This is a genomic window from Kitasatospora sp. NPDC056273, from assembly GCF_042268845.1.
Taxonomy (GTDB): domain Bacteria; phylum Actinomycetota; class Actinomycetes; order Streptomycetales; family Streptomycetaceae; genus Kitasatospora.
Genome location: NZ_JBHJSJ010000018.1, coordinates 124672 through 147971 on the forward strand (window position 1 = coordinate 124672; position 23300 = coordinate 147971).

The 23300-nt window shown below is 74.4% G+C and carries 22 protein-coding genes; 14 read left to right on the top strand and 8 right to left on the bottom strand.

Going from position 1 to position 23300, the window contains the following annotated elements:
• Positions 1–10 precede the first annotated feature (10 nt).
• The 6 genes from ACFCY1_RS18580 (at position 11) to ACFCY1_RS18605 (ending at position 5638) form a co-directional block, all read left to right on the top strand.
• The gene (locus ACFCY1_RS18580) at positions 11–1075 is read left to right on the top strand and encodes a hypothetical protein (RefSeq protein ID WP_375875242.1); all 1065 of its coding nucleotides are present in this window, start codon (positions 11–13) and stop codon (positions 1073–1075) included.
• A gap of 81 nt (positions 1076–1156) precedes the next feature.
• On the top strand, positions 1157–1705 hold the full coding sequence (locus ACFCY1_RS18585) for a GNAT family N-acetyltransferase (RefSeq protein WP_375875243.1): 549 nt from the start codon (positions 1157–1159) through the stop codon (positions 1703–1705).
• Between the two features lie 127 nt (positions 1706–1832).
• The gene (locus tag ACFCY1_RS18590) at positions 1833–2810 is read left to right on the top strand and encodes a hypothetical protein (RefSeq protein WP_375875244.1); all 978 of its coding nucleotides are present in this window, start codon (positions 1833–1835) and stop codon (positions 2808–2810) included.
• Positions 2807–4105: a sensor histidine kinase gene (locus tag ACFCY1_RS18595; RefSeq protein WP_375875245.1), complete on the top strand. Its 1299-nt coding sequence runs from the start codon at positions 2807–2809 to the stop codon at positions 4103–4105. Before ACFCY1_RS18590 ends, ACFCY1_RS18595 begins: the two co-directional genes overlap by 4 nt.
• Before the next feature lie 17 nt (positions 4106–4122).
• Positions 4123–4830, top strand: a complete 708-nt coding sequence (locus ACFCY1_RS18600) for a response regulator (protein WP_375875273.1) — start codon at positions 4123–4125, stop codon at positions 4828–4830.
• Between the two features lie 157 nt (positions 4831–4987).
• On the top strand, positions 4988–5638 hold the full coding sequence (locus ACFCY1_RS18605; RefSeq protein WP_049658279.1) for a Pr6Pr family membrane protein: 651 nt from the start codon (positions 4988–4990) through the stop codon (positions 5636–5638).
• A 27-nt stretch (positions 5639–5665) separates the two neighbouring features.
• Here the strand turns inward: ACFCY1_RS18605 and ACFCY1_RS18610 are convergent, their stop codons facing one another.
• The gene (locus ACFCY1_RS18610) at positions 5666–5878 is read right to left on the bottom strand and encodes a hypothetical protein (protein ID WP_074002239.1); all 213 of its coding nucleotides are present in this window, start codon (positions 5876–5878) and stop codon (positions 5666–5668) included.
• A gap of 370 nt (positions 5879–6248) precedes the next feature.
• Here ACFCY1_RS18610 and ACFCY1_RS18615 point away from each other — a divergent pair, with 370 nt between their 5' ends.
• Positions 6249–7697 carry a S41 family peptidase gene (locus ACFCY1_RS18615; protein ID WP_375875246.1) on the top strand — a complete coding sequence of 483 codons (1449 nt, stop codon included), beginning with the start codon at positions 6249–6251 and terminating at the stop codon, positions 7695–7697.
• Positions 7698–7700: 3 nt separating this feature from the next.
• Here the strand turns inward: ACFCY1_RS18615 and ACFCY1_RS18620 are convergent, their stop codons facing one another.
• Positions 7701–9314 (bottom strand): ABC-F family ATP-binding cassette domain-containing protein, encoded by a 1614-nt coding sequence (locus ACFCY1_RS18620; RefSeq protein WP_375875247.1) that lies wholly within the window; start codon positions 9312–9314, stop codon positions 7701–7703.
• 521 nt (positions 9315–9835) lie between these two features.
• On the opposite strand from ACFCY1_RS18620, the gene ACFCY1_RS18625 reads away from it, so the two are divergent.
• From ACFCY1_RS18625 to ACFCY1_RS18640, 4 genes are all read left to right on the top strand, one after another.
• Entirely contained in the window at positions 9836–11083 is a 1248-nt protein-coding gene (locus ACFCY1_RS18625) for a hypothetical protein (protein ID WP_375875248.1), read from the top strand.
• A 152-nt stretch (positions 11084–11235) separates the two neighbouring features.
• On the top strand, positions 11236–12873 hold the full coding sequence (locus ACFCY1_RS18630; protein WP_074002235.1) for an ABC-F family ATP-binding cassette domain-containing protein: 1638 nt from the start codon (positions 11236–11238) through the stop codon (positions 12871–12873).
• Between the two features lie 145 nt (positions 12874–13018).
• On the top strand, positions 13019–13702 hold the full coding sequence (locus tag ACFCY1_RS18635) for a nitroreductase family protein (protein WP_049658730.1): 684 nt from the start codon (positions 13019–13021) through the stop codon (positions 13700–13702).
• Between the two features lie 103 nt (positions 13703–13805).
• Positions 13806–14408 carry a GNAT family N-acetyltransferase gene (locus tag ACFCY1_RS18640; RefSeq protein ID WP_375875249.1) on the top strand — a complete coding sequence of 201 codons (603 nt, stop codon included), beginning with the start codon at positions 13806–13808 and terminating at the stop codon, positions 14406–14408.
• A 28-nt stretch (positions 14409–14436) separates the two neighbouring features.
• Here ACFCY1_RS18640 and ACFCY1_RS18645 read toward each other — a convergent pair whose 3' ends face one another.
• On the bottom strand, positions 14437–15390 hold the full coding sequence (locus tag ACFCY1_RS18645) for an aldo/keto reductase (protein ID WP_049658731.1): 954 nt from the start codon (positions 15388–15390) through the stop codon (positions 14437–14439).
• A gap of 345 nt (positions 15391–15735) precedes the next feature.
• Between ACFCY1_RS18645 and ACFCY1_RS18650 the strand changes: the two genes are divergently transcribed.
• Positions 15736–17271 (top strand): carbohydrate binding domain-containing protein, encoded by a 1536-nt coding sequence (locus ACFCY1_RS18650; RefSeq protein ID WP_375875250.1) that lies wholly within the window; start codon positions 15736–15738, stop codon positions 17269–17271.
• Positions 17272–17376: 105 nt separating this feature from the next.
• Here the strand turns inward: ACFCY1_RS18650 and ACFCY1_RS18655 are convergent, their stop codons facing one another.
• Both ACFCY1_RS18655 and ACFCY1_RS18660 read right to left on the bottom strand, forming a co-directional pair.
• Positions 17377–17799, bottom strand: coding sequence for a hypothetical protein (locus ACFCY1_RS18655; RefSeq protein ID WP_375875251.1), 423 nt, complete (start codon positions 17797–17799; stop codon positions 17377–17379).
• 61 nt (positions 17800–17860) lie between these two features.
• Positions 17861–18604 carry an SDR family oxidoreductase gene (locus tag ACFCY1_RS18660; RefSeq protein WP_375875252.1) on the bottom strand — a complete coding sequence of 248 codons (744 nt, stop codon included), beginning with the start codon at positions 18602–18604 and terminating at the stop codon, positions 17861–17863.
• A gap of 115 nt (positions 18605–18719) precedes the next feature.
• Here ACFCY1_RS18660 and ACFCY1_RS18665 point away from each other — a divergent pair, with 115 nt between their 5' ends.
• A complete protein-coding gene (locus tag ACFCY1_RS18665) occupies positions 18720–19391 on the top strand; it encodes a TetR/AcrR family transcriptional regulator (RefSeq protein ID WP_375875253.1) in 672 nt (223 codons plus the stop codon).
• Here ACFCY1_RS18665 and ACFCY1_RS18670 read toward each other — a convergent pair.
• Positions 19388–19987, bottom strand: coding sequence for a TetR/AcrR family transcriptional regulator (locus ACFCY1_RS18670; RefSeq protein WP_375875254.1), 600 nt, complete (start codon positions 19985–19987; stop codon positions 19388–19390). The two genes, ACFCY1_RS18665 and ACFCY1_RS18670, sit on opposite strands and share 4 nt — an antisense overlap.
• Before the next feature lie 130 nt (positions 19988–20117).
• On the opposite strand from ACFCY1_RS18670, the gene ACFCY1_RS18675 reads away from it, so the two are divergent.
• Positions 20118–21137: a hypothetical protein gene (locus ACFCY1_RS18675; protein WP_375875255.1), complete on the top strand. Its 1020-nt coding sequence runs from the start codon at positions 20118–20120 to the stop codon at positions 21135–21137.
• A 187-nt stretch (positions 21138–21324) separates the two neighbouring features.
• Here the strand turns inward: ACFCY1_RS18675 and ACFCY1_RS18680 are convergent, their stop codons facing one another.
• Positions 21325–21861, bottom strand: coding sequence for a hypothetical protein (locus tag ACFCY1_RS18680; RefSeq protein ID WP_375875256.1), 537 nt, complete (start codon positions 21859–21861; stop codon positions 21325–21327).
• Between the two features lie 106 nt (positions 21862–21967).
• Entirely contained in the window at positions 21968–23182 is a 1215-nt protein-coding gene (locus tag ACFCY1_RS18685) for a serine hydrolase domain-containing protein (protein WP_375875257.1), read from the bottom strand.
• Positions 23183–23300 lie beyond the last annotated feature (118 nt).

Below are 23300 nucleotides of genomic sequence, written 5' to 3' on the forward strand. Positions count from 1 at the left end.
ACGACACACCATGGAAGACAAGAACGGCTCCGCCAACGGCCCCGTCGGGCGGATGGACGCGGCGCTCGACCGGCGGGGGTTCACCACCCGGGGGCTGCGGGTGCGGGCCGGGGTCATGGCAGTGGCGGCGGTCGGGCTGGTGGCCGGGCTGGGGGTCGCCGGGTGGGCGCTGCTGGCGGACGACATGACCAACAGGTTCGGGCCGGACAGCGTGTGCGACGAGGTGGTGAGCTCACGGGCGGTGAACGAAGCGCTCGGGTCGGGCAAGGTCAGCGCGGAGCCGTACGAGGGGAACGTCAGCCGCGGCACGGCGGTCTGCACCGTGCAGGTGGCCGGCGGGATGTTCGGTGACGACCGGAACATCCGGGTGTCCCTCGGCGAGAGCAAGGATGTGTTCCACCTCCCGATCCCTCCCGGCACCCGGACGTTCGCCGCCTCGGCGAACGGTGGCGCGGTCGGCGCCGTCCGTGGCGACGAGGCGTGGGCACTGCTCCCCGAGGGCTGCCCCAACGGGCTCTGGGCCAGGGTCACCGCGTACTCCGGGAAGGATCCCGACCCGCTGAAGCTCGCCCGGCTCGCCGTGTCGGCGGCCGACCGCATCGCGGACCAGCGCGGTTGCGGCAAAGCGCCGCTGCCTGTCCTGCACGAGCTGGCCCCGGCCGCCACCGAGCGGGAGCTCGACGGCGACGCGGTCTGCGGCCTGCCGGGGGTCTCCGTCCAGCGCTCGCCCGACAAGCGCTACAGGGAGGCCGTGACCGTGGGATCCGATCCCCTGTGGACCTGCGAGATCACGCCTGAGGATGCGTACGGGAGCACCTCCTCCCTCGTCATCGCCACCGAGTCCCGGCTCCGGCCGGAGGCCACCGAGCGGGACACCAGGCCGGCGTTCGGCCGTGCCCGCTGGGTGGGGTCCCTCCCCCGGGACGAGATCGTGGTGACCTGCCACGGTCGCCCCGTCTACTTCCGGATCGGCGCGATCAGGCACCTGGGGCACCTGTTCTCCACCTCCGACGAGGCCTGGAAGCAGTTCCTCACGGCCGGCGGCCAGGCGATCGGGTGTGAGCCGATCCTGTAGCGGGCGGAAAATGGGCGGGCGGGTGTCGGGGTAATGGTCTATCTTGCGATGGACCTATTACGTGAGACACGGGGGAGCACCATGAGCACCACCACCACCGACCGTACCGACCACACCGCCCGCACCGTCGTCGCCATCTCCGAGCGGCTGGTGCTGACGCGGCCGCGGGAGGGGGACGTGGAGGCGGTGTTCGCGATCCACGGGGATCCGGAGACCAACCGGTACAACCCGCACGGGCCGCAGCGGGAGCTCGTCCAGGCGCGGGAGATGCTGGACGGGTTCGTCGCCGACTGGGTGCGGGACGGGGTGGGGTACTGCGCCGTCGCCACCCGGGAGGACCCGGGGACGGTGATCGGGTTCGCCGGGCTCTACCTGCACACCCTGGACGGGGAGCGGGTGTTCAACCTCTACTACCGGTTCCGGCCGTCCGCCTGGGGCCTCGGGTACGCGGCGGAGGCGGCCCGGGCGGCGATGGCGGAGGCGCTGCCGCGCCACCCCGGCGTCCCGGTGGTCGCCCTGATCCATGCGGACAACCTGCCCTCGCGCCGGCTCGCCGAGCGGCTCGGGCTGGTCGCCGACCCGGACGGCCGCACCGACGAGGAGGACCGGGTGATCCACCGGATGGCCTGAGGCCGGAGCCCGCCGCCCGGAGAGGCCCCCCGGAGGAGCCCCCGCCCGCCGAGATCCCCCGCCAGGGGGAGCGGGATCGCGCCCCGGGCGGAGGCCCCGGCGCCCGGCCCGGCGGGACCGTGGGGGCATGAGGATCAACGAGCACGTGGTGCGGGCCGGGGCGGCGTGGACGGCGGTGGCGGCGACCGGGCCGTACCTGACGCTGAAGCTGCTGTGGCTGACCGGGCATCCGGTGGGGGCGGGCGATCCCGGCGAGATGGACCGGCTGTGGCTGGTGAACCTGCTGACCTTCGGCATGGACGCGATCGCCGTGGCCCTGGCGCTGGCGTTCGTCCGGCCGTGGGGGCGGCGGGCGCCGGCCGGGCTGGTGGCGTTCCCGATGTGGGTGGCGACCGGTCTGCTCGGCACGATCCTGGTCGCGCTGCCGCTGTACCTGCTGAGCCTCCTGGTCCTGGGGCCGGAGAGCGCCGACCCGGACGACAAGGGCCTCGGCGGCTGGGTCTTCCCCGTCGTGTACGGCGGCTTCGCCGTCCAGGGCCTCGCGCTGATCACCGCCTTCGTGCTGTACGCCCGCCGGCGCTGGGCCGGGCTGCTGCGGGAGCGGATCGGCGACCTGCCCAACTCCCCCACCCTGACCGTGCAGCGCGTCCTCGCCTGCGTCGCCGCGCTGCTCGCCGCGGGTGTCGCGGCGGCCCGGGTCTACTGGGCGTTCGGCGGCACCGCCGGAGTGCCGCAGGACCTGGTGGACGGCCGGTCCCGGGGCGTGGCGGTGATGAACGGGGTGACCGCGGTGATGGCGGTGGCCGCGGCGGCGGCGCTGCTGGTCCTGGTCTTCCGGTTCCGTCCGGGGCGCCGGCTGCTCGGGCCGCTGCTGGTGGTCTGGACGGCGGCCGGCTCGCTGTTCGGCTGGGGCGCCTGGCAGTTGGTGGCCTTCGGGGCGACGACGACCCGGGTGACCGAGCTGCGGACGGCCGTCCCCGGGCTGACCCCCCTGGTCCAGGGCGCCCAGGTGGTGGCCGCGGTGCTGGTCCTGGCGGTCGGGGCGGTCGCGCTCACCGAACGCGGCACCCTCCGGCGCGCCGCTGCCGTAGAGTCGCGCGGGTGATCACGGGGGTGGGCATGCGGCTGCGGCGTACGGGAGAGGCGGGCGTCCGGCTGCGGCGTGCGGCGGGGGCGTCGGTCGGCCGGCGGGCCCGGCTGCGCTGGGTGCACCTGGTGCTGGGCGGCGCGCTGCTGATGCCGTACTGGATGCTGTCGGTGGTGCTGTACGGGGCGCTCAACCCGAACCAGCCGCCTGAACGCCAACTGCTGCTCTACGTCCTGTCGTTGCTCACCTCGCTGCCGATGGCCGCCGTCACCGCGCTGGTGCCGATGGTGCGGGGGCTGGAGGGCGCGGCGGCGCGGGCGCTGTGCTCGGCGGCCCGGCCGGAGGAGCTGGCCACCGGGCCGGCCCGCTCCTGGGGCGCCCGGTGGCGCACCGCGCTCTGGTACGTGCTGCACGTCCTGTTCGGCGGGGTGGTCGCCGGGATGACGCTGGCGGGCACCCCGTTCGCGGTGGTGCTGGTCTGCGGCTTCGCGGGGACCAGGGAGTTCGTCCGGATGTGGGAGCGGCACTTCCCCGGCTGGCTGGTCACCGGCCCGGCCCTCGGCCTCGGCGTTCTGCTGCTGATCGTCGGCACCAACGCCGTCTGCGGCGCGCTGCTCGCCCGCTGGGCGCCCGCCCTGCTCGGCCCGACCCCGGAGGAGCGGGTGGCCGCCGCCGAGCGCCGGGCCACCGTGCTCGCCCACCGCAACCGGCTGGCCCGCGAGCTGCACGACTCGGTCGGCCACGCGCTCAGCGCCGTCGGCATCCAGGCCTCGGCCGCCGCCCGGGTGCTGCGCAGCAACCCGGACTTCGCCGCCGAGGCGCTCGCGGCGATCGAGGAGACCGCCCGGGCGGCCGTCGCCGAACTCGACGCCGTACTGGGGCTGTTGCGCGAGGAGGACCCGGAGGCCGCCGGACCCGCCGGGCCGACCCTCGCCGGGCTGGACGACCTGCTGCGCCAGCTCGGCCGCGCCGGGGTGGCGGTGGACGCCGAGCTGGCGCCCGGGCTGGCCGGCCTGCCCGAGCCGGTCTCCCGCGAGGCGTACCGGATCGTGCAGGAGGGCCTGACCAACGTGCTGCGCCACGCCGGGCCCGCCCCGGCCGGGCTGCGGGTCCGGCTCGCCGACGGCCGGCTGGAGATCGACCTGACCAATCCGCTCGGCCCCGCCCGGCCGAGCCGCCCCGGCGGCGGGCGCGGGCTGCGCGGGATCGGTGAGCGGGCGGCGGCCCTGCACGGCGGCAGCGCGGCGGGGCCGGACGGGGACGGAACGACGTGGCGGCTGGCCGTCTGGCTGCCGGTGGGAGGGACGACGTGAACGAGGACATGAACGAGATGGGGAACGACGCCGTGGACGAGGGTGCACGGCAGGGCGCCGACGGCATCCGGGTGGTGATCGCGGACGACGAGCGGCTGGTCCGCCTGGGCCTGCGGGTGGTGATCGACAGCGAACCGGACCTCACCGTCGTCGGCGAGGCCGCCGACGGGGCCGAGGTCGTTCCACTGGTGCGCGAACTGCGCCCGGACGTGGTGCTGATGGACGTCCGGATGCCCGGCATCGACGGCATCCGGGCCACCGAACAGCTGGTCAACGGGATGGCCCCGCCGCCGCGCATCCTGGTGGTCACCACCTTCGAGCACGACGACCACGTGTACGACGCGCTGCGCGCGGGCGCCGCCGGGTTCCTGCTGAAGCGGGCCCGGGCGGAGGAGATGGTGCAGGCGGTGCGGCTGGTCGCGCGCGGCGACTCGCTGCTGTTCCCGGCGGCCGTCCGCGACCTCGCGCTGCGCCACGGCGCGGACCGGCGCCGGGAGGCCGGGTCGGGCGACCGGGGGCCGATCGGGCGGCTGACCGAGCGGGAGGGGCAGGTGCTGCGACTGATGGCCACCGGGCTCAACAACGGCGAGATCGCGCGGCAGCTGGTGGTGAGCCAGGAGACGGTGAAGACGCACGTCGGCAGCGTGCTGGCCAAGCTGGGCGCGCGGGACCGCACCCAGGCGGTCATCGCGGCGTACGAGTCGGGCTTCGTGCTGCCGGGCTGACGCCTGCTCAGGATCCACCGCGACCATCCCCCGTGCCCCCGGTACGCCCGAGCGCCTCGAACGTGGATTCCATCCGATCGGTACCAGCGAGTAGAGTGCGGGTTTCCCCCTCGACGTCCGATACCTCCCGTATCGCCTGGAACGAACTGGTGGCCGCATGACAGTCCGGACCCGACCCGCGCTCTGGTGGCGCATGGGCATCGTGCTCTCGGCGGGCCTCGGCCTGACCCTCGGGACCGCGCCGCTGGTCTACTTCACCGTGCAGAGCAACGTGATCGTGTTCGGCTACTTCATCGGCGCGGTGTACTGGATGCTCAAGCGCGGCACCGTGGACGCGCCCGCGCCCCGGCTGCGCGGCGCCGCCACGCTGTACATCCTGATCACCGGGCTGGTCTCGCACATCCTGCTCGAACACGGCGCCAACCCGCTGCCCGGGCTGGTCAGCGGGCCGGACAAGCTGGCGCACTGGTCGTCGTTCTTCCTGCACTACGTGACGCCGGTGATGGTGATCGCCGACTGGCTGGTGCTCAAGCCGCGCAACGCCTCGGCGTGGAAGGACATCCCGCTCTGGCTGGGCTTCCCGCTCGGCTACGCGGCGATCGTGCTCACCCGCAACGCGCTGTTCGACGACTACCCGATGCCCTACCCGTACTTCTTCTTCGACCCGACCACCAAGGGCTACGGCTACGTCTGGGGCCAGATAGCCCTGCTGACCGTCGAGTTCGTGGCGCTCGCCGCACTCGTCGTCGGGCTGGACCGGCTCGGGACGCGGATCGCGGGAAGGCTGCGGTCGACGCCGCAGGCATAGCCCCGGGAGTTCACGCTCCCCCGTCGCTCACGCAGCGGGCGCGTCCTCGGGGAACGCGGCGTCGAACTCGGCCCGGTGCGCCTTCCAGAACGCCACCGCGTGGTCCACGAAGACCCGGCGCTGCTGCTCGCGCACGCTCAGGTCGTGGACGTAGGCCTTCACGGTCTTGCCGTCCGCGGCGGCGGCCTCGCGGATCGCGGCGAGCTCGTGCTCCGTGTACTCGATGGTGAGCGCAGGCATGCCGCCGATGGTACTGGAGCGACGGGTAGTTGGGGCCGCGGACGGCGGTTTTTCACCCGCAGTCAAAACGGTCGCTGTCGAGACCGCCGAGGACCATTGCGCCCGGCTCCGGGTCGGCCCGGAGAAGGAAGCCGGTGCGCCCGGAGGAGGAAGCGGGTGCGGCTCGTCGGATGACGCCCGGGCGGTGGGGCCGGCCGTAGCGTCGACGGGGAGCGGTGGCGGAGGGGTTCCGCGGGGGAGACCGGGGTTTCGGCGGAGGCCGGAGATGACACGCAGGTCAGGAACGGCACGCAGGACAGGAACAGGACGCACGACGGGAACGGCGCGCAGCAGGACCGGAAGCGGCGTCGGCAGGACCGCGGCCGCGGCGGTGGCCCTCGCGACGGCGGTGGGGCTGGCGGCACCGGGGGCGGCCGCGGCGCAGGAAGGGCGGGGGAACCCGCTGGAGGGGGTCTGGCGGACGGAGGGCTACGGCCTGCTGATCGCGGTCTCCGGGGGCCGGGTCACCACCTACGACGTGACCTCGCACAGCTGCCTGCCCGGGTGGGTCACCGGGACGCAGGCCTCGGAGCCCGGCCCGGACGGCACCACCCGCTACACCGTGGGCAACCTCGCCATGACGCTCACCCCCAAGGGCCGGAACCGGGCCGTGGAACGCGAGGAGAGCGGGGTCGGCACCAAGTCGCTCACCCGCCTGGACGCCCTGCCGCCGCTGTGCGCGCGGCCGGCTCCGAACGACCCGCTCGCGGTCTTCGACCGGTTCTGGGAGGACTTCGAGGAGAATTACCCGTTCTTCGCCGCCAAGGGCATCGACTGGCACGCCGTCCGGGACGAGAAGCGGCCCACGATCACCCCGGCGACGACCGCCGACCGGCTGCAGGACGTCTTCACGGACATGCTCGGCCCGCTCGGCGACGCGCACACCGGGCTGGCCCGGGTGGTCGACGGGCACGCCAAGGAGGTCTTCGGCGGGCAGCGGCCGGATTCGACGGTGCAGACCCCGGAGCTGACCGCGCGGGCCCTGCAGGCCTCGGCCGCCCAGCTCACCGGCCCGGAGCAGCAGTTCGCCGGCGGCCGGCTCGGCGTGGGCCGGCTCCCGGACGGCCTCGGCTACCTCCGGGTGAGCAGCTTCGACGGCTACACCGACGGCGACTTCCGGAGCCAGGTCGACGAGCTGGACCGGGCGCTGGACGCCGTGCTGGCCGGCCCGGACCGGCCCACCGGCCTGGTCGTCGACGTGCGGCTGAACGGCGGCGGCTCGGACGCGCTCGGGCTGCACATCGCCGCCCGGCTCACCGACCGCCCGTACGTCGCCTACCGGAAGGTGGCGCGCAACGACCCGGCCGACCCGACGAAGTTCACCCGGCCCGAGCCGATCACCGTACGGCCGTCGGCGGGCGGGCACTTCACCGGACCGGTGGCGGTGCTCACCTCCTCGATCTCCACCAGCGCCGCGGAGACCTTCACCCAGGCCATGACGGGCCGCTCCCCGCGGGTGCTCCGGGTCGGCGAGAACACCCAGGGCGTCTTCTCCGACATCATGATCAAGTCGCTCTCGCCGGACTTCATGGCCGTCCTGCCGAACGAGAAGTACCTGACCAGGAACGGCAGTACCTTCGACGGCCCGGGCATCCCGCCGAACGTCCGCACGCCGGTGTTCACCCCGGACGAGCTGGCCGCGCTCAGGGACTCGGCCCTGAGCACGGCCCGCCGGATGCTCACCGAGGACGCCCAAGGCAACCAAAGCAGCCAGGGCGACCACGGCGACCAGGGGAACGCCGAGAACGACCAGGAGCAGCAACGGCAGGAGCAGCAGTAGGCGCTACATCGGCCCCACCGTCCGCAGTTCGCCGTCCAGCTCCAGCCACCGGGTGAGGCCCAGGCCGCGCAGGAACGGCAGGTCGTGGCTGGCCACGATCAGCGCGCCCCGGTACGCGGACAGCGCCTGGGTGAGCTGGCGGACGCTGGCGAGGTCCAGGTTGTTGGTCGGCTCGTCGAGCAGCAGCAGCTGCGGCGGCGGGTCGGCCAGCAGCAGGGCGGCCAGCGTCGCCCGGAACCGCTCGCCGCCGGAGAGGGTGGCGGCGGGCTGGTCGGCCCGGGCGCCGCGGAACAGGAAGCGGGCGAGCCGGGCGCGGACCGCGTTGTCCCCGGCTGCGGGGGCGAACAGCTTGACGTTCTCCACGACGGAGCGCTCCTCGTCCAGCAGGTCGAGCCGCTGCGGGAGGTGCCGCAGCGGCACCGGGGTGATGACCTCTCCCGCCGGCGGGGCGAGTTCGCCCGCGATGGTGCGCAGCAGCGTCGTCTTGCCGGCGCCGTTGCGGCCGACCAGGGCGATCCGCTCGGGCCCGCGCAGGTCGAGGTCGGCCGTGGTGCCGTGGGGCAGCCGGACCCTGTCCAGGGTGAGCACGGTGCGCCCGGCCGGGACGGCGGTGCGCGGCAGGTCGATCCGGATCTCGGCGTCGTCCCGGACGGCCTCCTCGGCCGCGTCGAGCCGGGCCTTGGCCTCCTCCAGGCGCTCGGTGTGCATGCCCTGGAGCCGGCCGGCCGTCTCCTGGCCCTTGCGCTTGAGCATCCCGGCGAAGATGTGCGGGTCGTTGCGGGTGACCGAGCGCTTCTTGCCGTACGCGGCGCTGCGGTCCAGCCGGATGCGGGCCTCGGCCAAGTCCCGCTTCTGGCGCCGGACGTCGGCCTCGGCGTTGCGCAGCAGCCGCTCGGCCGTCTCCTGCTGGGCCGCGAGGGTGCGTTCGTACTCCTCGAAGTTGCCGCCGTACCAGGTGACTTCGCCGTCCCGGAGGTCGGCGATCTGGTCGACGTGCCGGAGCAGCTCGCGGTCGTGGCTGACGATCAGCAGCACGCCGTTCCAGCCGGCCACCGTCTCGTAGAGCCGCTCGCGGGCGGCCCGGTCGAGGTTGTTGGTGGGCTCGTCGAGCAGCAGGACGTCGGGGCGGGCCAGCAGCAGGGCGGCCAGCCGCAGCAGCACGGCCTCGCCGCCGGAGAGTTCGCCGGTGGTCCGGTCGAGGCCGAGGCGGTGCAGGCCGAGCCGGTCGAGGGTGGCGCGGGCGCGCTCCTCGACGTCCCAGTCGTCGCCGACCGCGTCGAAGTGGCGCTGGTCGGTGTCGCCGGACTCGATGGCGTGCAGGGCCTCGCGGGCGGCGCGGATGCCGAGCGCCTCGTCCACCCGCAGGGTGGTGTCGAGCGTCAACCCCTGTGGCAGGTAGCCGAGTTCGCCGTCGATCCGGACGGTGCCGCCGGTCGGGGCGAGCTCGCCCGCGATCAGCCGCAGCAGGGTGGACTTGCCCGCGCCGTTGAGCCCGATCAGGCCGGTGCGGCCGGGGCCGACGGCGAGCTGGAAGCCGTCCAGGACGGGCTTGCCGTCGGGCCACTCGAACGAGAGCTCGGTGCAGAGGACGGCGGTGGTGGTGGGGTGGTGTGCCATACAGGCCTCCCGGGGTGGTTGCCGAAGGGGTGGTGAGCAACACGGGGAGACACCGCGGGTGCGGAAACCGGGCACGGCCGGGGGAACGAAGGGGTGGCGTCACGCAGAGGAGTGCCACGGGCCGTGACTGAGGTCGCACACTCGCGCACCGCGCGACGGCAGCAGGGCCTGCGCGGCGGGGGCGGTGTCCCGGGACCTCAGTAGAGCAACGGCCTTCTCCTTGTCTGGCTGATGACCCGGACCACGCTAGGCAGCCCGCCCGGGGCGTGCAACCGATTTACCGGCCGCCGGGCCCGCCGCGACCACCGCGCGATCCGCCGGGCGCACCCCCGGGACCGCCCCACGACGGGCCCCGGTGCCGATCCCGTGCCCATCCGGTGACGGCCCCGTCCCGGTCCGGTGCGGAATTCGGGAGTCCCCCGGACGCATGGCAGACTCCTCACCTGCCATGCCTGCGGCCGAGTGGGGCCGCACCCGGGGAACGGGCCGCATGGCGGTAGTCAACAGGGGGATTTGAACTCATGTCACCGATATCCCGGCCGGGCCGTGCCGTCCTGGGCGCCTCCGTCGTCGCGCTGACCATGGTGGTCGCCACCGCGTGCGGCCCCGACAACGCCGACCCGGCCGTGACCGCGGCTCCCGGCGTCACGGCCGGCGCCTCCGGCACGCCGGGCGCGGCTCCGATCAAGCTTCCGACGCTCGAAGAGCTGAAGACCTGGAAGCTGGAGGACTGGGACAAGTGGGCCCAGGCCAACGTGATCACCCCGGCGGTCAAGGGCTACTGGACCCTGCAGAAGCTGCTGGACGCCAAGCCGAAGCCGCTGCCGCAGCCCGCCCCGGAGGGGACCCAGCCGCCCGCGCAGCCCACCGGCGCCGCGCCGGCCACCAGCGCGCCCGCCTCGGCCGCGCCCGCCACCGCCGCGCCCACGGCCCAGCCCACCGCGGCCCAGCCCGGCGGTGGCGGCGGCGCGGACCAGCTGCCCGCGATGGTCCCGGCCAAGCCCGTGGCGCACCCGTTCCCGAAGAACATGCACGTCAACGGCAAGATCTTCTTCAAGGACGGCAACGAGGACTACGTGTGCTCCGGCACCGTCGTCTCCGACCCGGCCAACCCCGGCAAGAGCAACCTGGTGTGGACCGCCAGTCACTGCCTGCACGGCGGCAAGGGCAACAAGTACTACACCGACATCACCTTCGCCCCGGCCTTCAACAGCAACGGCGTGCTGAGCAACGGCAACAAGCAGGCCAAGCTGGAGGACGCCGAGCCGTACGGCGAGTGGACCGCCACCTCCGGCATGGTCTCGCCGCAGTGGGCCGCGGAGGCCGACCCGGAGAAGGGCGGCCCGTGGAGCCAGTACGACTTCGGCATCGTGAAGGTCGCCAACCCCAGCCCGGGCGGCAAGTCGCTGGAGGAGACCGTCGGCGGCTCCGTCCCGCTCTGGTTCAACGCCCCGCGTGACCAGGTCGGCGCCGTCAGCAACTACGGCTTCCCGGAGGGCAAGCCCTTCGACGGCGTGGAGCTGGAGCACTGCGACGGCGGCAAGCCGTCCAAGAAGACCGGCGACCCGAGCCGCCCGGCGATGCTGCTGATCGGCTGCAACATGACCGGCGGCAGCAGCGGCGGCGGCTGGTACGCGACCAAGGACGGCAAGCCCGCCCTGGTCAGCGACACCTCCATCGGCAACGGCGCGAACACCTACGAGGCCGGTCCGTACCTGGAGGACGTGGCCCAGCACATGTTCGAGTACTTCTCGAAGAAGGCCAAGTGAAGAAGGCCGAGTGACCCGCTCCGACGAAGGCCGAGTGGTCTTCCGAGCGGCGCGGTGACCCGCTGAGCGGTGATCCGGGGGCCGCGGCCGCGACGGCCGCGGCCCCCGCCTTTTCGGCCGGACGCCCGGCTCCTCCTACAATCGGGCTCATCATGAGCGCCACACTCGTAGTCAAGGACCTCAGCGCCGGCCACGGCGAACGCACCCTCTTCTCCGGCCTGGACCTGGTCGTCGCCCCCGGCGACGTGATCGGCCTGGTCGGCGTGAACGGCGCCGGCAAGTCGACCCTGCTGCGGCTGCTGGCCGGCCTGGACACCCCCGAGGGCGGCTCGCTGCGGCTGAGCCCGGCGAGCGCCAACGTCGGCCACCTGCCGCAGGAGCCGGAGCGGCGCGAGGGCGAGTCGGTGCGCGACTTCCTGGCCCGCCGCACCGGTGTGGCGGCCGCGCAGGCCGCGCTGGACGAGGCCACCGAGGGCCTGGTCGAGGGCCGGCCGGGCGCCGACGACGCGTACGCCGTCGGCCTGGAGCGCTGGCTGGACCTCGGCGGCGCCGACCTGGAGGAGCGCGCCGAGGAGGTCGCCGACTCGCTCGGGCTGAAGGTCTCGCTGGACCTGCCGATGACCGCCCTGTCCGGCGGCCAGGCCGCCCGGGCCGGCCTCGCCTCGCTGCTGCTCTCCCGCTACGACGTCTTCCTGCTCGACGAGCCCACCAACGACCTCGACCTGGACGGCCTGGAGCGGCTGGAGTCCTTCGTCAAGGGCCTGCGCACGGGCACCGTGCTGATCAGCCACGACCGCGAGTTCCTGGCCCGCACCGTGACCAAGGTGCTGGAGCTGGACCTCCACCAGCAGCAGGTCAACCTGTACGGCGGCGGCTACGAGGCGTACCTGGAGGAGCGGGCGGTGGCCCGCCGGCACGCCCGCGAGGAGTACGACGAGTACGCCGACACCAAGGCCTCGCTGGAGGCCCGGGGCCAGATGCAGCGCAACTGGATGGAGCACGGCGTCCGCAACGCCCGCCGCAAGAGCAGCGACAACGACAAGAACGCCAAGGCGAAGCGCACCGAGTCCACCGAGAAGCAGGCCTCCAAGGCCCGGCAGACCCAGCGGATGATCGAGCGGCTGGACGTGGTCGAGGAGCCGCGCAAGGAGTGGGAGCTGCGGATGGAGATCGCCACCGCGCCGCGCTCCGGCTCGGTGGTGGCCACCCTGCGCGCGGCCGTCGCCAAGCGCGGCGACTTCTCCTTCGGCCCGGTGGACCTGCAGATCGACTGGGCCGACCGGGTCGCCATCACCGGCGCCAACGGCGCGGGCAAGTCCACGCTGCTGGCCGCCCTGCTCGGCCGGCTCGAACTCGACGGCGGCAGCGCCTCGCTGGGCTCCGGCGTGGTGGTCGGCGAGGTGGACCAGGCGCGCGGGCTGTTCCTGGGCGGGGAGCCGCTGCTGGAGGCCTTCGCGGCCGCCGTGCCGGAGCTCGCGCCGGAGGACGTGCGCACCCTGCTGGCCAAGTTCGGCCTCAAGGCGGTGCACGTGCTGCGCCCGGCCGGCACCCTCTCCCCCGGTGAGCGCACCCGGGCCGCGCTGGCGCTGCTGCAGGCCCGCGGGGTCAACCTGCTGGTGCTGGACGAGCCCACCAACCACCTGGACCTGCCCGCGATCGAGCAGCTGGAGTCCGCGCTCGGCTCGTACACCGGCACCCTGCTGCTGGTCACCCACGACCGGCGGATGCTGGACACCGTGGCGGTGAACCGGCGGATCGAGGTCCGGGACGGGCGGGCGCACGAGCTGTAGGGGTTGCCGGGCCCGGGGAACGGGATCGGCCGCCGGCCGGATCGGCCTCCGGGGATGGCCTCCGGGATCGGCCTCCGGGGATTGGTCTCTACCTCTTCCCGGAAACCCCCTCCCGGAGGGGCCGTCATGTGCTGTGCTGTGCGCCATGGTTGACAGCACTGACAGCGCCGTGGCGGGGACGTCCCACCCGACCGTCCCGCTCACCCCCATGACGGTGCCCGCCCACGAGGCCGAGGCCCGCAGCAGGTCCTTCCACGACGTGATGGCGCAGCGCCGGACCGTCCGCGACTACTCCACCCGCCCGATCCCGGACGGGGTGGTCGAATGGGCGGTCCGGACCGCCTCCACCGCGCCCAGCGGCGCGCACGTCCAGCCCTGGCGGTTCGTGGTGATCACCGACCCGGAGCGCAAGCGGCGGCTGCGCGAGGCGGCCGAGACCGAGGAGCGCGAGTTCTACGGCCACCGGGCGTCCGAGGAGTGGCTGGCCGCGCTCGCCCCGATCGGCACCGACTGGCGCAAGCCGTTCCTGGAGGACGCGCCGGCCGTGATCGTGGTGTTCGAGGTGCACAAGGGCCCCGAGTCGCCGCGCCCGTACTACACCAAGGAGTCGGTGGGGATCGCGGTCGGGCTGCTGCTGGCCACGCTGCACCAGGCCGGCCTGGCCACGCTGACCCACACCCCGAGCCCGATGAAGTTCCTCAACGAGGTGTGCGACCGCCCGGCGGAGGAGCGCGCGGCGTACGTCATCCCGGTCGGCTACCCGGCCGAGGGGGCGCGCGTGCCGGACCTGCGGCGCAAGGAGCTCGACGAGGTGATGGTCCGGCTCTGACGCGCCGGGGTGCGGCCGGGCGCGCCCGCCACCGGGGGGACGCGCCCGCCACCAGAGGGATATCCGATGGTGACAGGTCCCGGCCAAGGACATAATCGCCGCCATGAGCCAAGCACAGCCACGGCCCTGCGGCCTCGCCCCGCCGCTGGTGGAGGCGACCGCCGGGCGGCCGCCGGAACGGCTGCGGCTGCCCGGCGGCCTCTGGCTGCGGCGCCGCCGCAGCAGCCACACGGCGGCGCTGAACCAGGCCGTCCGCGCCAACCTGGACCACCTGCGGCCCTGGATGGAGTGGGCGGCCGAGGCCCCCTCCCGGGCCCGGACCGCCGAGCTGACCCGGGCCGGCGCGGCCGCCTGGGAGGCCGGCACCGACTTCATGTACCTGGCCGGCCTGGACGCCGAGCCCGGCGGCGTGATCGGCGCCTTCGGCCTGCACGGGCGGATCGGCCCGGGCGCGCTGGAGATCGGCTACTGGGTCGCCGCCGGGCACGTCGGCCGGGGCATCGCCACCACCGCGGCCGGGGCACTGACCGAGGCCGCGCTGGCCCTGCCCGGGATCACCCGGGTGGAGATCCGCTGCGACCGGGCGAACGGCGCCAGCGCGGCCGTCCCGCGCAAGCTCGGCTACCGGCTGGACCGGGTCGCGGAGGCCGCCGTCCGGGCTCCGGGCGAGACCGGACGGCAGCTGGTGTGGGTGCGGGAGCGCTGACGGCGCGGGTACGGGGGCAGCGCCGCCGTCAGTAGCGCTCGCCGGTCGCGGCCGGCAGCGCGTCCAGCTCGGCCAGGTCCGCCGCCGAGAGCTCGATCCCGGCCGCCCCCACGTTGTCCACCAGGTAGCGCGGCGTCCTGGTGCCCGGGATCGGGAAGACGTACCGGCCCTGCGCCAGCACCCAGGCCAGCGCGACCTGCGCCGGGGTGGCACCGATCCGCTCGGCGACCGCCCGGACCTTCCCGACCAGCGCCAGGTTGGCCCGCAGCGCGTCGTGCTGGAAGCGCGGCAGCCGGCGGCGGAAGTCGTCCGCGGGCAGCTCCTCGATGGAGGTGATGCCGCCGGTCAGGAAGCCCCGGCCGAGCGGCGAGAACGGCAGGAAGGCGATGCCCTGCTCCTCGGTGTACGGCAGCACCTCGGCCAGCGCGTCCCGGGTCCACAGCGACAGCTCGGACTGCACCGAGGCCACCGGGTGCACGCTCTGCGCCCGCTTGATCTCCTCGACGCCCGCCTCGGAGAGGCCGATGCTCCGGGCCTTGCCCGCCGCGACGACCTCGGCGAACGCGCCCCAGGTCTCCTCGATCGGGACCTGGGGGTCGACCCGGTGCAGCTGGTAGAGGTCGACGTGGTCGGTGCCCAGCCGGCGCAGGCTCTCGTCGATCGAGCGGCGCACGTGCTCGGGCCGGCCGTTGCGCTCCTGCTGGCCCGCGCCGCCCGGCACGATGCCGACCTTGGTGGCCAGGAAGGCGCGCTCCCGGTACGGGCCGGCCAGCGCGGCGCCGACCACCTCCTCGTTGGTGTACGGGCCGTACATGTCGGCGGTGTCGATCAGGCCGACGCCGAGGTCCAGCGCCTGCCGGATCACCCGGACCGACTTCTCGTCGTCCCGGTCCCGCTCGGTGTAGGCCCAGGTCATGCCCATGCAGCCGAGACCGATGACGCCGATCTCCGGGCCGCTGGTGCCGAACGAGGCGTTGCGCATGGTGGTGCTCCCGTCGTGGTTTCCGCGGTTCCCGTGGGGGTGGCCGCGGTGTTCGCGTGGTGGTGCGTGATCAACGCCCTCAGCTTTCACCTTGGAGTGCACTCAAGGTCAAGCCCCTTCGTCCCCGGGCCCGCCGCGACCACCGCCCGGCATCGTCTTAACCGTTCCTAAAACCTGTCCCTGACGGGGCGTCCGAGGCCGGGAAATGCTTGACGTGCACAGCTGGTCTAGTCCAGTTTGATGCTCAGCACCGCGCTCCCCCACCCCGGACCACCCCAGGCCGCCGCCCGCCCCGCGCCTCCCCCTCGCGGCGCGGGCGGCCCCCACGTCCCGAGAGGCACCCCCATGCCCAGCGCGCCCCAGCACGCCCCCACGCACCGCCGCCCCGCCCGCCGGACCACTCTGCTGAGCCTCGCCGCCGCCACCGCGCTCGCCGCCGGCGGCCTGGCCGTCCTCGCCGGGAACGCCGGCGCCGCCGACGGCAACCTGCTCGCCAACGGCGGGCTGGAGAGCGGCGCGCTCGGCCCGTGGAGCTGTTCGGCCGGCACCGGGAGCGTGGTCGCCTCCGGCGCGCACAGCGGGACGTACGCGCTCAAGGGGGCGGTGGGCGCGAGCGACACCGCGCAGTGCGGCCAGACCGTCAGCGTCCGGCCCAACACCACGTACACGCTCAGCGCCTGGGTGCAGGGCCGGTACGTCTACCTCGGCGCCACCGGCAGCGGCGTCACCGACCCGGCCACCTGGACCGCCGGCGGCGCCGACTGGCAGCAGCTGTCCACCAGTTTCACCACCGGGGCGGCCACCACCAGCGTCACCGTGTACCTGCACGGCTGGTACGGGCAGGGCGGCTACCTCGCCGACGACATCGCCCTGACCGGCCCGGGCGGCGGCAACCCGACCACCCCGCCGCCGAGTTCGACCCCGCCGAGCCCGACCGGCACCCCGACCGGCGCGCCCACCGGAACGCCCACCGGCGGCCCGGGCACCCCGGCGCCGAACGTCGCGCTCCCGGTCGCCCCGTTCATCGACATGGGCGCCTGGCCGACCCCCTCGATGCCCGACCTGGCCAAGGCGGCCGGCCTCAAGGGCTACACGATGGGCTTCGTCACCGGCGTCGGCTGCAAGGCCAGCTGGTTCAACGCCTACGACCCGCGCACCGCCTGGGCCAAGGACCAGGTGGACGCGCTGCGCGCGGCCGGCGGCGACGTCAAGGTCTCCTTCGGCGGCGCCGCCGGCACCGAACTCGCCGCCGCCTGCACCACGGTGGACTCGCTGTTCGCCGAGTACGACGCGGTGGTGAGCGCCTACAACCTGCGCTACGTCGACTTCGACATCGAGGGCGCGGCCATCGCCGACACCGCCGCCAACGACCGCCGCTCGGCCGCCCTCGCCAGGCTCCAGCAGGCCCACCCGGGCCTCAGGGTCTCCTTCACCCTGCCCGTCCTGCCCGAGGGCCTGACCTCCGAGGGCGTCGCCATCGTCAAGTCCGCCCGGGACGCCGGGGTCGCCGTCGACCTGGTCAACATCATGGCGATGGACTACTACCGGAGCGGGACGGACTACGGCAACGCCGCCGTCCAGGCCGCCCAGTCGCTGTTCGGCCAGCTCAAGGCGCTCTACCCGGCGAAGACCGACGCCCAGCTGTGGGCCATGGTCGGCGTCACCCCGATGATCGGCGAGAACGACGACCACCAGGTCTACAACCAGGCCGACGCCCAGCAGTTGGTGGCCTTCGCCCGGCAGAACCACCTCGGGATGCTCTCCTTCTGGGACGCCACCCGGGACGCCAACGCCTGCACCGGCGGCTCGCTGTCCAAGTGCACCAACATCCCGCAGCAGCCGTACGAGTTCGCGAAGATCCTCGGCCAGTACGCGGGCTGAGCCCACCGGCCGCCAGCCGCCGGGCAGTCGACCACACGCCCGGTGGCCGGCCGGCCACCGGCCCCGCCTACCGGGACGCGGAGTGGTGACGCGCCCCGGGGCGGCTCAGGTGTCGTAGCAGCCGCACCAGGGGGCGTCGAAGCCCAGGCCGTCGGGGTAGAGCTCGAAGTGGACCCGATCCTCCTCGTCGTCCCCCTCGTCCGGTTCGTAGTCCTCGCGCACCAGGCCGAACAGTTCGCCGTCGACGTGCACGGCGAACGGGGCGATCGCGATGTCCCCGTACTCGCGGCCGGGCAGGGCGTCGAGCCACTCCGCCAGCAGCAGCCGGGCCTGCGGCGCCTCGTCGGCGGGGTGTATCCGCGAGTCGAGGTGGCGGCCGGCGGCGTCGAAGCGGTGCAGGACGGCGTAGTACCGGCCGGCGCCGAGGCCGAGCGCCGAAGCGAGGAACTGGCCGCCCTGCCAGCGGCCGATGGTGTCGGTGCGGTAGTCGGGCCGGTGGCTGACGGGGATGACCTCGGGAACGTTCACGGTCGAACCGTACGGGCGAGCTGTGACAGCACCGCCGGCTCCGCGCAGCCCAGCGGCCGGCTCAGCGGCCGGTCGGGAGGTTCGCCCCGCCGGTGCAGTCGAGCACCACACCCGTGACGAAGCCGTTGACGGCCAGCAGGTGGATCGCCCGGGCGACGTCCTCCGCCCGGCCGACCCGGCCGACCGGGGTGGTGGCGGCGAGGCCCTCGAACAGCGCGGCCCGCTGCTCGGCCGGTACGCGGTCCCACCACGGGGTGTCGATCACGCCGGGCGAGACGGCATTGACCCGCAGCGGGGCCAGCTCGACGGCCAGCGGCGGCACCATCGCCTCCAGCGCGCCGTTGATGGCGGCCAGTCCGGCGGTACCGGGGAAGGCGGCGCGGGCCGAGGCGGCGGTGATCAGGGTGACCGAGCCGTCCTCGCGCAGGTGCGGCAGCGCCGCCTGGAGTACGCGCACCTGCGGCCAGAACTTGGCGTCGAAGCCGGCCGCGAGTTCGGCCAGGTCGAGCTGGGCGAACGGGCCGGCGCCGGCCGCGCCGCTGACCGCGACGACCAGGTGGTCGACCACGCCGGTCGTGGCGAAGAAGGCGGCGAGGGCGGCCGGGTCGGTCGCGTCCAGCGGGTGCCCGGTGGTCTTGCCGCCGATCCGGGCGACGGCGGCGTCCAGCCGGTCGCGGTCGCGGCCGGTCACCACGACCTCGGCGCCGTCGGCGGCGAAGGCGGTGGCCGTGGCCTCGCCGATGCCCGAGCTGCCGCCCATCACGACGACGCGCTGTCCGGCGAAGGGGGTTGACGCAGTGCTCATGGTGGTGGGGCCTTTCGAATTGTCGAGACTGTCGGTTCCGGAAATGATGGTTGTCGAGACTGATAGTCTTGTCAAGGGGGATCGGGGAGAGGCACACCGGAGGAGAGGGAGCACGATGAGCGAGACCGAGGGCACCGAGGCCACCGAGGCCGCCCCGGCGGTACGCCCGCACACCGGACGCCGCCGCAACGAGGCCGCCCACCGCGCGATCCTCGACGCCGCGCTGCGCCTGCTCGCCGAGTCCGACGGCACCCCCGTCACCATCGACGCCATCGCCCGCGCGGCCGGCGTCGGCAAGCAGACCGTCTACCGCTGGTGGCCCTCCAAGGGCGCCGTCCTGCTCGACGCCCTCACCGACCGCGCCGACCAGGACGTGTCCGGCCCCGACACCGGCGACCTGCGCGCCGACCTGCGCGCCTTCGTCAGCACCACCTTCGAGGCGGCCCAGCGCGACACCACCGCCCCCGCACTGCGCACCGTCGCCCGCGAGGCCGCGCGCGACCCGCACCTCGCCGACCTGATGCGGAGCTTCACCGCCACCCGCCGCACCGCGCTGCGCGAACTCCTCGCCCGGGGACGCGAGCGCGGCGAACTGTCCGCGGACGCCGATCCGGACCTCATCGCCGACCAGGTCTACGGGGTGTTCTGGTACCGCTTCCTGCTCGGGCACGGGCCGCTGGACGCGGGCACCGCGGAGCGGCTCGCCGACTCACTGCTCACGGGGAACGCCAGCGGGAACGCCGAGGCGAACACCGAGGCGAACACCGAGGGGAACCGCGGCCGTTAGCCCCGCTGCCACCCCTGGCCGCGCCCGCGCACCAGGGGCAGGTACACCTCGTCGACGATCTCCACCAGCACGTCGTCCGGCGCCGTCGGCACCCCGCGCGCCATGAACTCGTTGCGCAGCAGCACCATCGCCACCGTCGCCACCCGGGGGTGCAGCACCTCGGGGGCGGCCTCGCCACGGGCGACCGCGCGGCCCAGGACGGTGAGCCAGGGCGCGGCCACGGCGTCGCCGGACTGGTCCTGCAACTGGGCCAGGAACTCCGTGGCGCCGCCGGCCGCGGCCAGCAGCTCGCGCAGTACGGCGCCCAGCGGGGAGCTCCAGTGGCGGTTCGCCTGGCGGAGCAACTCCAGGGCGTCGCCGCGCAGTTCACCGGTGTCGGGGAGCGGGGCGGTCTTCGCGAGCTGCTTGTACGCGGCGATGCCGAGTGCCAGCCGGTTGGGCCAGCGGCGGTAGATGGCGTTCTTGTTGGTGCCCGCGCGGGCGGCGACCTTGTCCATGGTCAGCCCGGCGTACCCGGCCCCGGTGAGCTCCTCGACCGCGGCGTGCAGGATCGCCTCCTCCAGCGCCGCCCCGCGCCGTCGCGTCTGCCCGGCCATGCCCTCGCTCCGCCCAGTCCGCCCGCCGATACCGCCCGTACCCTCCCCATCCTTCTTGCCGTGCCGGGCCGTCGGCAACTACGGTACTGGCCGTACCGTAAATTCTCTCTCGCCGGAAAGGCGGAAGAACGTGCGCACCAAGGGAATCAGCTACGACACCGGCTTCATCAGGGACGGGGCGTACTCCCGCGCCTGGTTCGACTCCGAGGCGGTCGAGCGTGAGCTGCGGATCATCCGGGACGACCTGCACTGCACCGCGGTCCGCATCATGGGCGGCGACCCGGAGCGGATCGAGCTCGCCGCCGGCCACGCCGCCGACCTGGGCCTGGAGGTCTGGTTCTCGCCCTACCCGCTGGAACTGACCGCCGACGCGATGCTCGCGCTCCTCACCGACTGCGCCGAGCGCGCCGAGCGGCTGCGGCGGCGCGGCGCCGAGGTGGTGTTCGTCACCGGCGCCGAACTCAGCCTGATGAACCCGGGGTTCCTGCCCGGCTCCGGCATCGGCGAGCGCCTCGCCCTGCTCGCCCGGCCCGAGCAGGTGCGCGCACACCTCGGTGCGGTGAGCGGCCGGGTCAACGCGTTCCTCGCCGAGGCGGTGGCCGCCGTCCGGGCCCGCTTCGGCGGGCGCGTCACGTACGCCGCCGTACCGCTGGAGCGCGTCGACTGGGAGCCCTTCGACCTGGTCTCCCTGGACCTGTACCGCTCCGCCGAGACCGCCGACCGCTTCGCCGGCGGCGTCCGCGACCTGACCGCCCAGGGCAAGCCGGTCGCCGTCACCGAGTTCGGCTCCGCCACCTTCCGCGGCGCCGGCGACCGGGGCGCGAACGGCCTGGACATCGTCGAGTACGCCGACGGGGGCCCGGTCCGCCTGGACGGCGTCTACGAGCGGGACGAGGCCGGGCAGGCCGCGTACGTCCGGGAACTGCTGGAGGCCTTCGACGCCGGCGGCGTCGACGCCGCCTTCGTCTTCACCTTCGCCCTCTACGACCACGTCCACCGCCCGGACGGTGACCCTCGCGACGACCTCGACCTCGCCAGCTACGGCGTCGTCAGGACCTACGAGGACCGCACGGGAACCACCTACCCCGGCCTGCCCTGGGACCCGAAGGAGGCGTTCTCCGCCGTCGCCGAGTACTACCGCACCCACTGAGCCGCCCGCCGCGGAAGCGGGGGGGGGGGGGGGGGGCGGCGGGGCGGCCCACCCCCCCCGCCCGCCCGGCCGCGGGGGCCGGCGGCGGCGGGGGGGCGCGCCCCCCCCGGGGGGCGGGCGCGGGGCGCGGAGGGGGATGTCGGCCGGGCCGACTCCCCGCGCACGGCGGCCCGCCCGCGGCCGGGCGTCAACGGGCCTGAGCGGCGGCGGGGCGACGGCGGCGGTGGTAGGCCCAGGCCAGGGCGAGGGTGATCGGGCCCCAGAACATCGCCGTCGAGGTGCAGACCCGCCCCAGGAGCAGCCACCAGCCGTTGCTGTAGCCGACCTCCTCGAACACCCCCAGCCAGCCGAGCGGCATCCCGTCGAACAGGGCCGCCAGGACCAGCCCGCCGAGCACGGCCGGGACGACCGCCGCGAGCGGCGGCACCCGGCGGCCCCGCAGCACGGGCACCCAGCGCGGGAACACCTCGCCCCAACCGCTGACCAGCCCCAGGGTCAGGAGCGTCAGCGCCTCGGTGAGCACGCTCAGACCGATCACGTACGGGGCGGCCCACCAGACGTAGGCCGGGGCCTGCGGGTCGACGGTGCCCATCCGGAAGTCGAACGCGAACGGCAGCCGCCACAGGCAGTGCGGCAGCACGATGAACGGGAGGGCCTTGGCGAGCCGCAGGGCCCACCGGGGAACGGGGCGCTCGGTGTCGCCCACCGGGATGGTCTTCAGCATGCGTCCACGCTCCCGGACACCGCCCCCGCCGCACGTCCACCGCTCGGCCCGTCCCCCTCCCCCGCGCGAGCCAGCCGCCCGTCCGACCAGCGGCGGAGACGGGCCGTCAGCTGATGGACCCCAACCCGAAGGCGGACTTCAGCAGCCCGAGGGCGTACGGGGTCTCGGTGCCCTTCAGCGTGGTCGGGTCGACCGAGTACACGACCGTCCGGGAGAGGTCGCGGGTGGCGAAGACGCCGCTGGTGGAACCGGGCCGGGAGCCGGTCTTGCCCCAGGCCACGACGCCGCCGGAGGCGAGGCGCACGAGGCCCATGCTCAGGCACGCCGTGTCGTCCGGGCAGTAGCGGTTGCCCGGGGCGACGGGCACCTCCGGGACGGTGAACAGCTCCTCCTGCTGGGCCGGCGGGAGGAGGCGGCCCCGGAACAGGGCGGTCATGAAGCGGTCCAGGTCGGGGGCGCTGGAGATCATGCCGCCCTCGGCCCAGGGCCACGGACTCTGCTCGGTGACGTCCACGCGGTGCGAGCCGCCGTCTGCGTCGGGGACGGTCAGGTACGGGCGGGTCGCGGGGCGCCGCAGCGCCGGGTCGTCGGCGTCCGGGAGGGAGGTGTCGCGCAGGCCGAGCGGGCCGATGATCCGACGGCGCAGCTCCTCGGCGTAGCGGTGGCCGGTGACCTTCTCGACGACCAGCCCGGCGACGAAGGTGTTCATGCCGTTGTACTGCTGGGCGGTCCCGGGGTCGAAGGCCGGCGACTGCCCGGCCATCGAGGCGACGATCTCCTCGGGGGTGGGCGCGTCGAGCCGGTGCTCGGCGAACCAGCCGGTGGTGCCGTCGCCCCAGTACGTGTTGTCGCCGGTGGGCAGTCCGCTGGTGTGGTTGAGCAGCTGCCCCACCGTGACCGCCCCGAACTGGGCGGGGAGGTCCGGGAGGTACCGCCGGACGCTGCCGTCGAGGTCGATCCGGCCCTCGGCGGCGAGTTGGAGGACGACGGTGGCGGTGAAGACCTTCGAGATCGACCCGATCCGGAACCGGCCCTGCGGGTCCACGGCCGCCCCGCCCTCCGCCGAGCTGCCCTCGAACCTTCCGGCGGAGCCGGTGACCCGCACGAACCCGGCGGAGACGTCGGCGGCGGGCCGCTGGGCGAGGGCGGCCCGGAGCGCCGCCGGGTCGAGCGGCGACAGTGCGGACGGGCTCGCCGTCGTCGCCGACACGGTGGAGGTGGTGGCGAGGGCGGGCGTGCCCGCCCCGACCGTCAGCGCGGCCGCCAGGGCGGCGGAGGCGGCCACGACGGCCCAGCGGTTGCGGTTCGTGTGCGCGTTCACGTGCGGTCCGGCTCCAGACTGGTCGTGGGGGCGGGGGGGGGGTGGGCCCCCCGCCCACCCAGGATGCAAAGACCCCGCCCCCCGGGGGCAACGGGGGGGGGGGGCCCCCCCCCCCAAG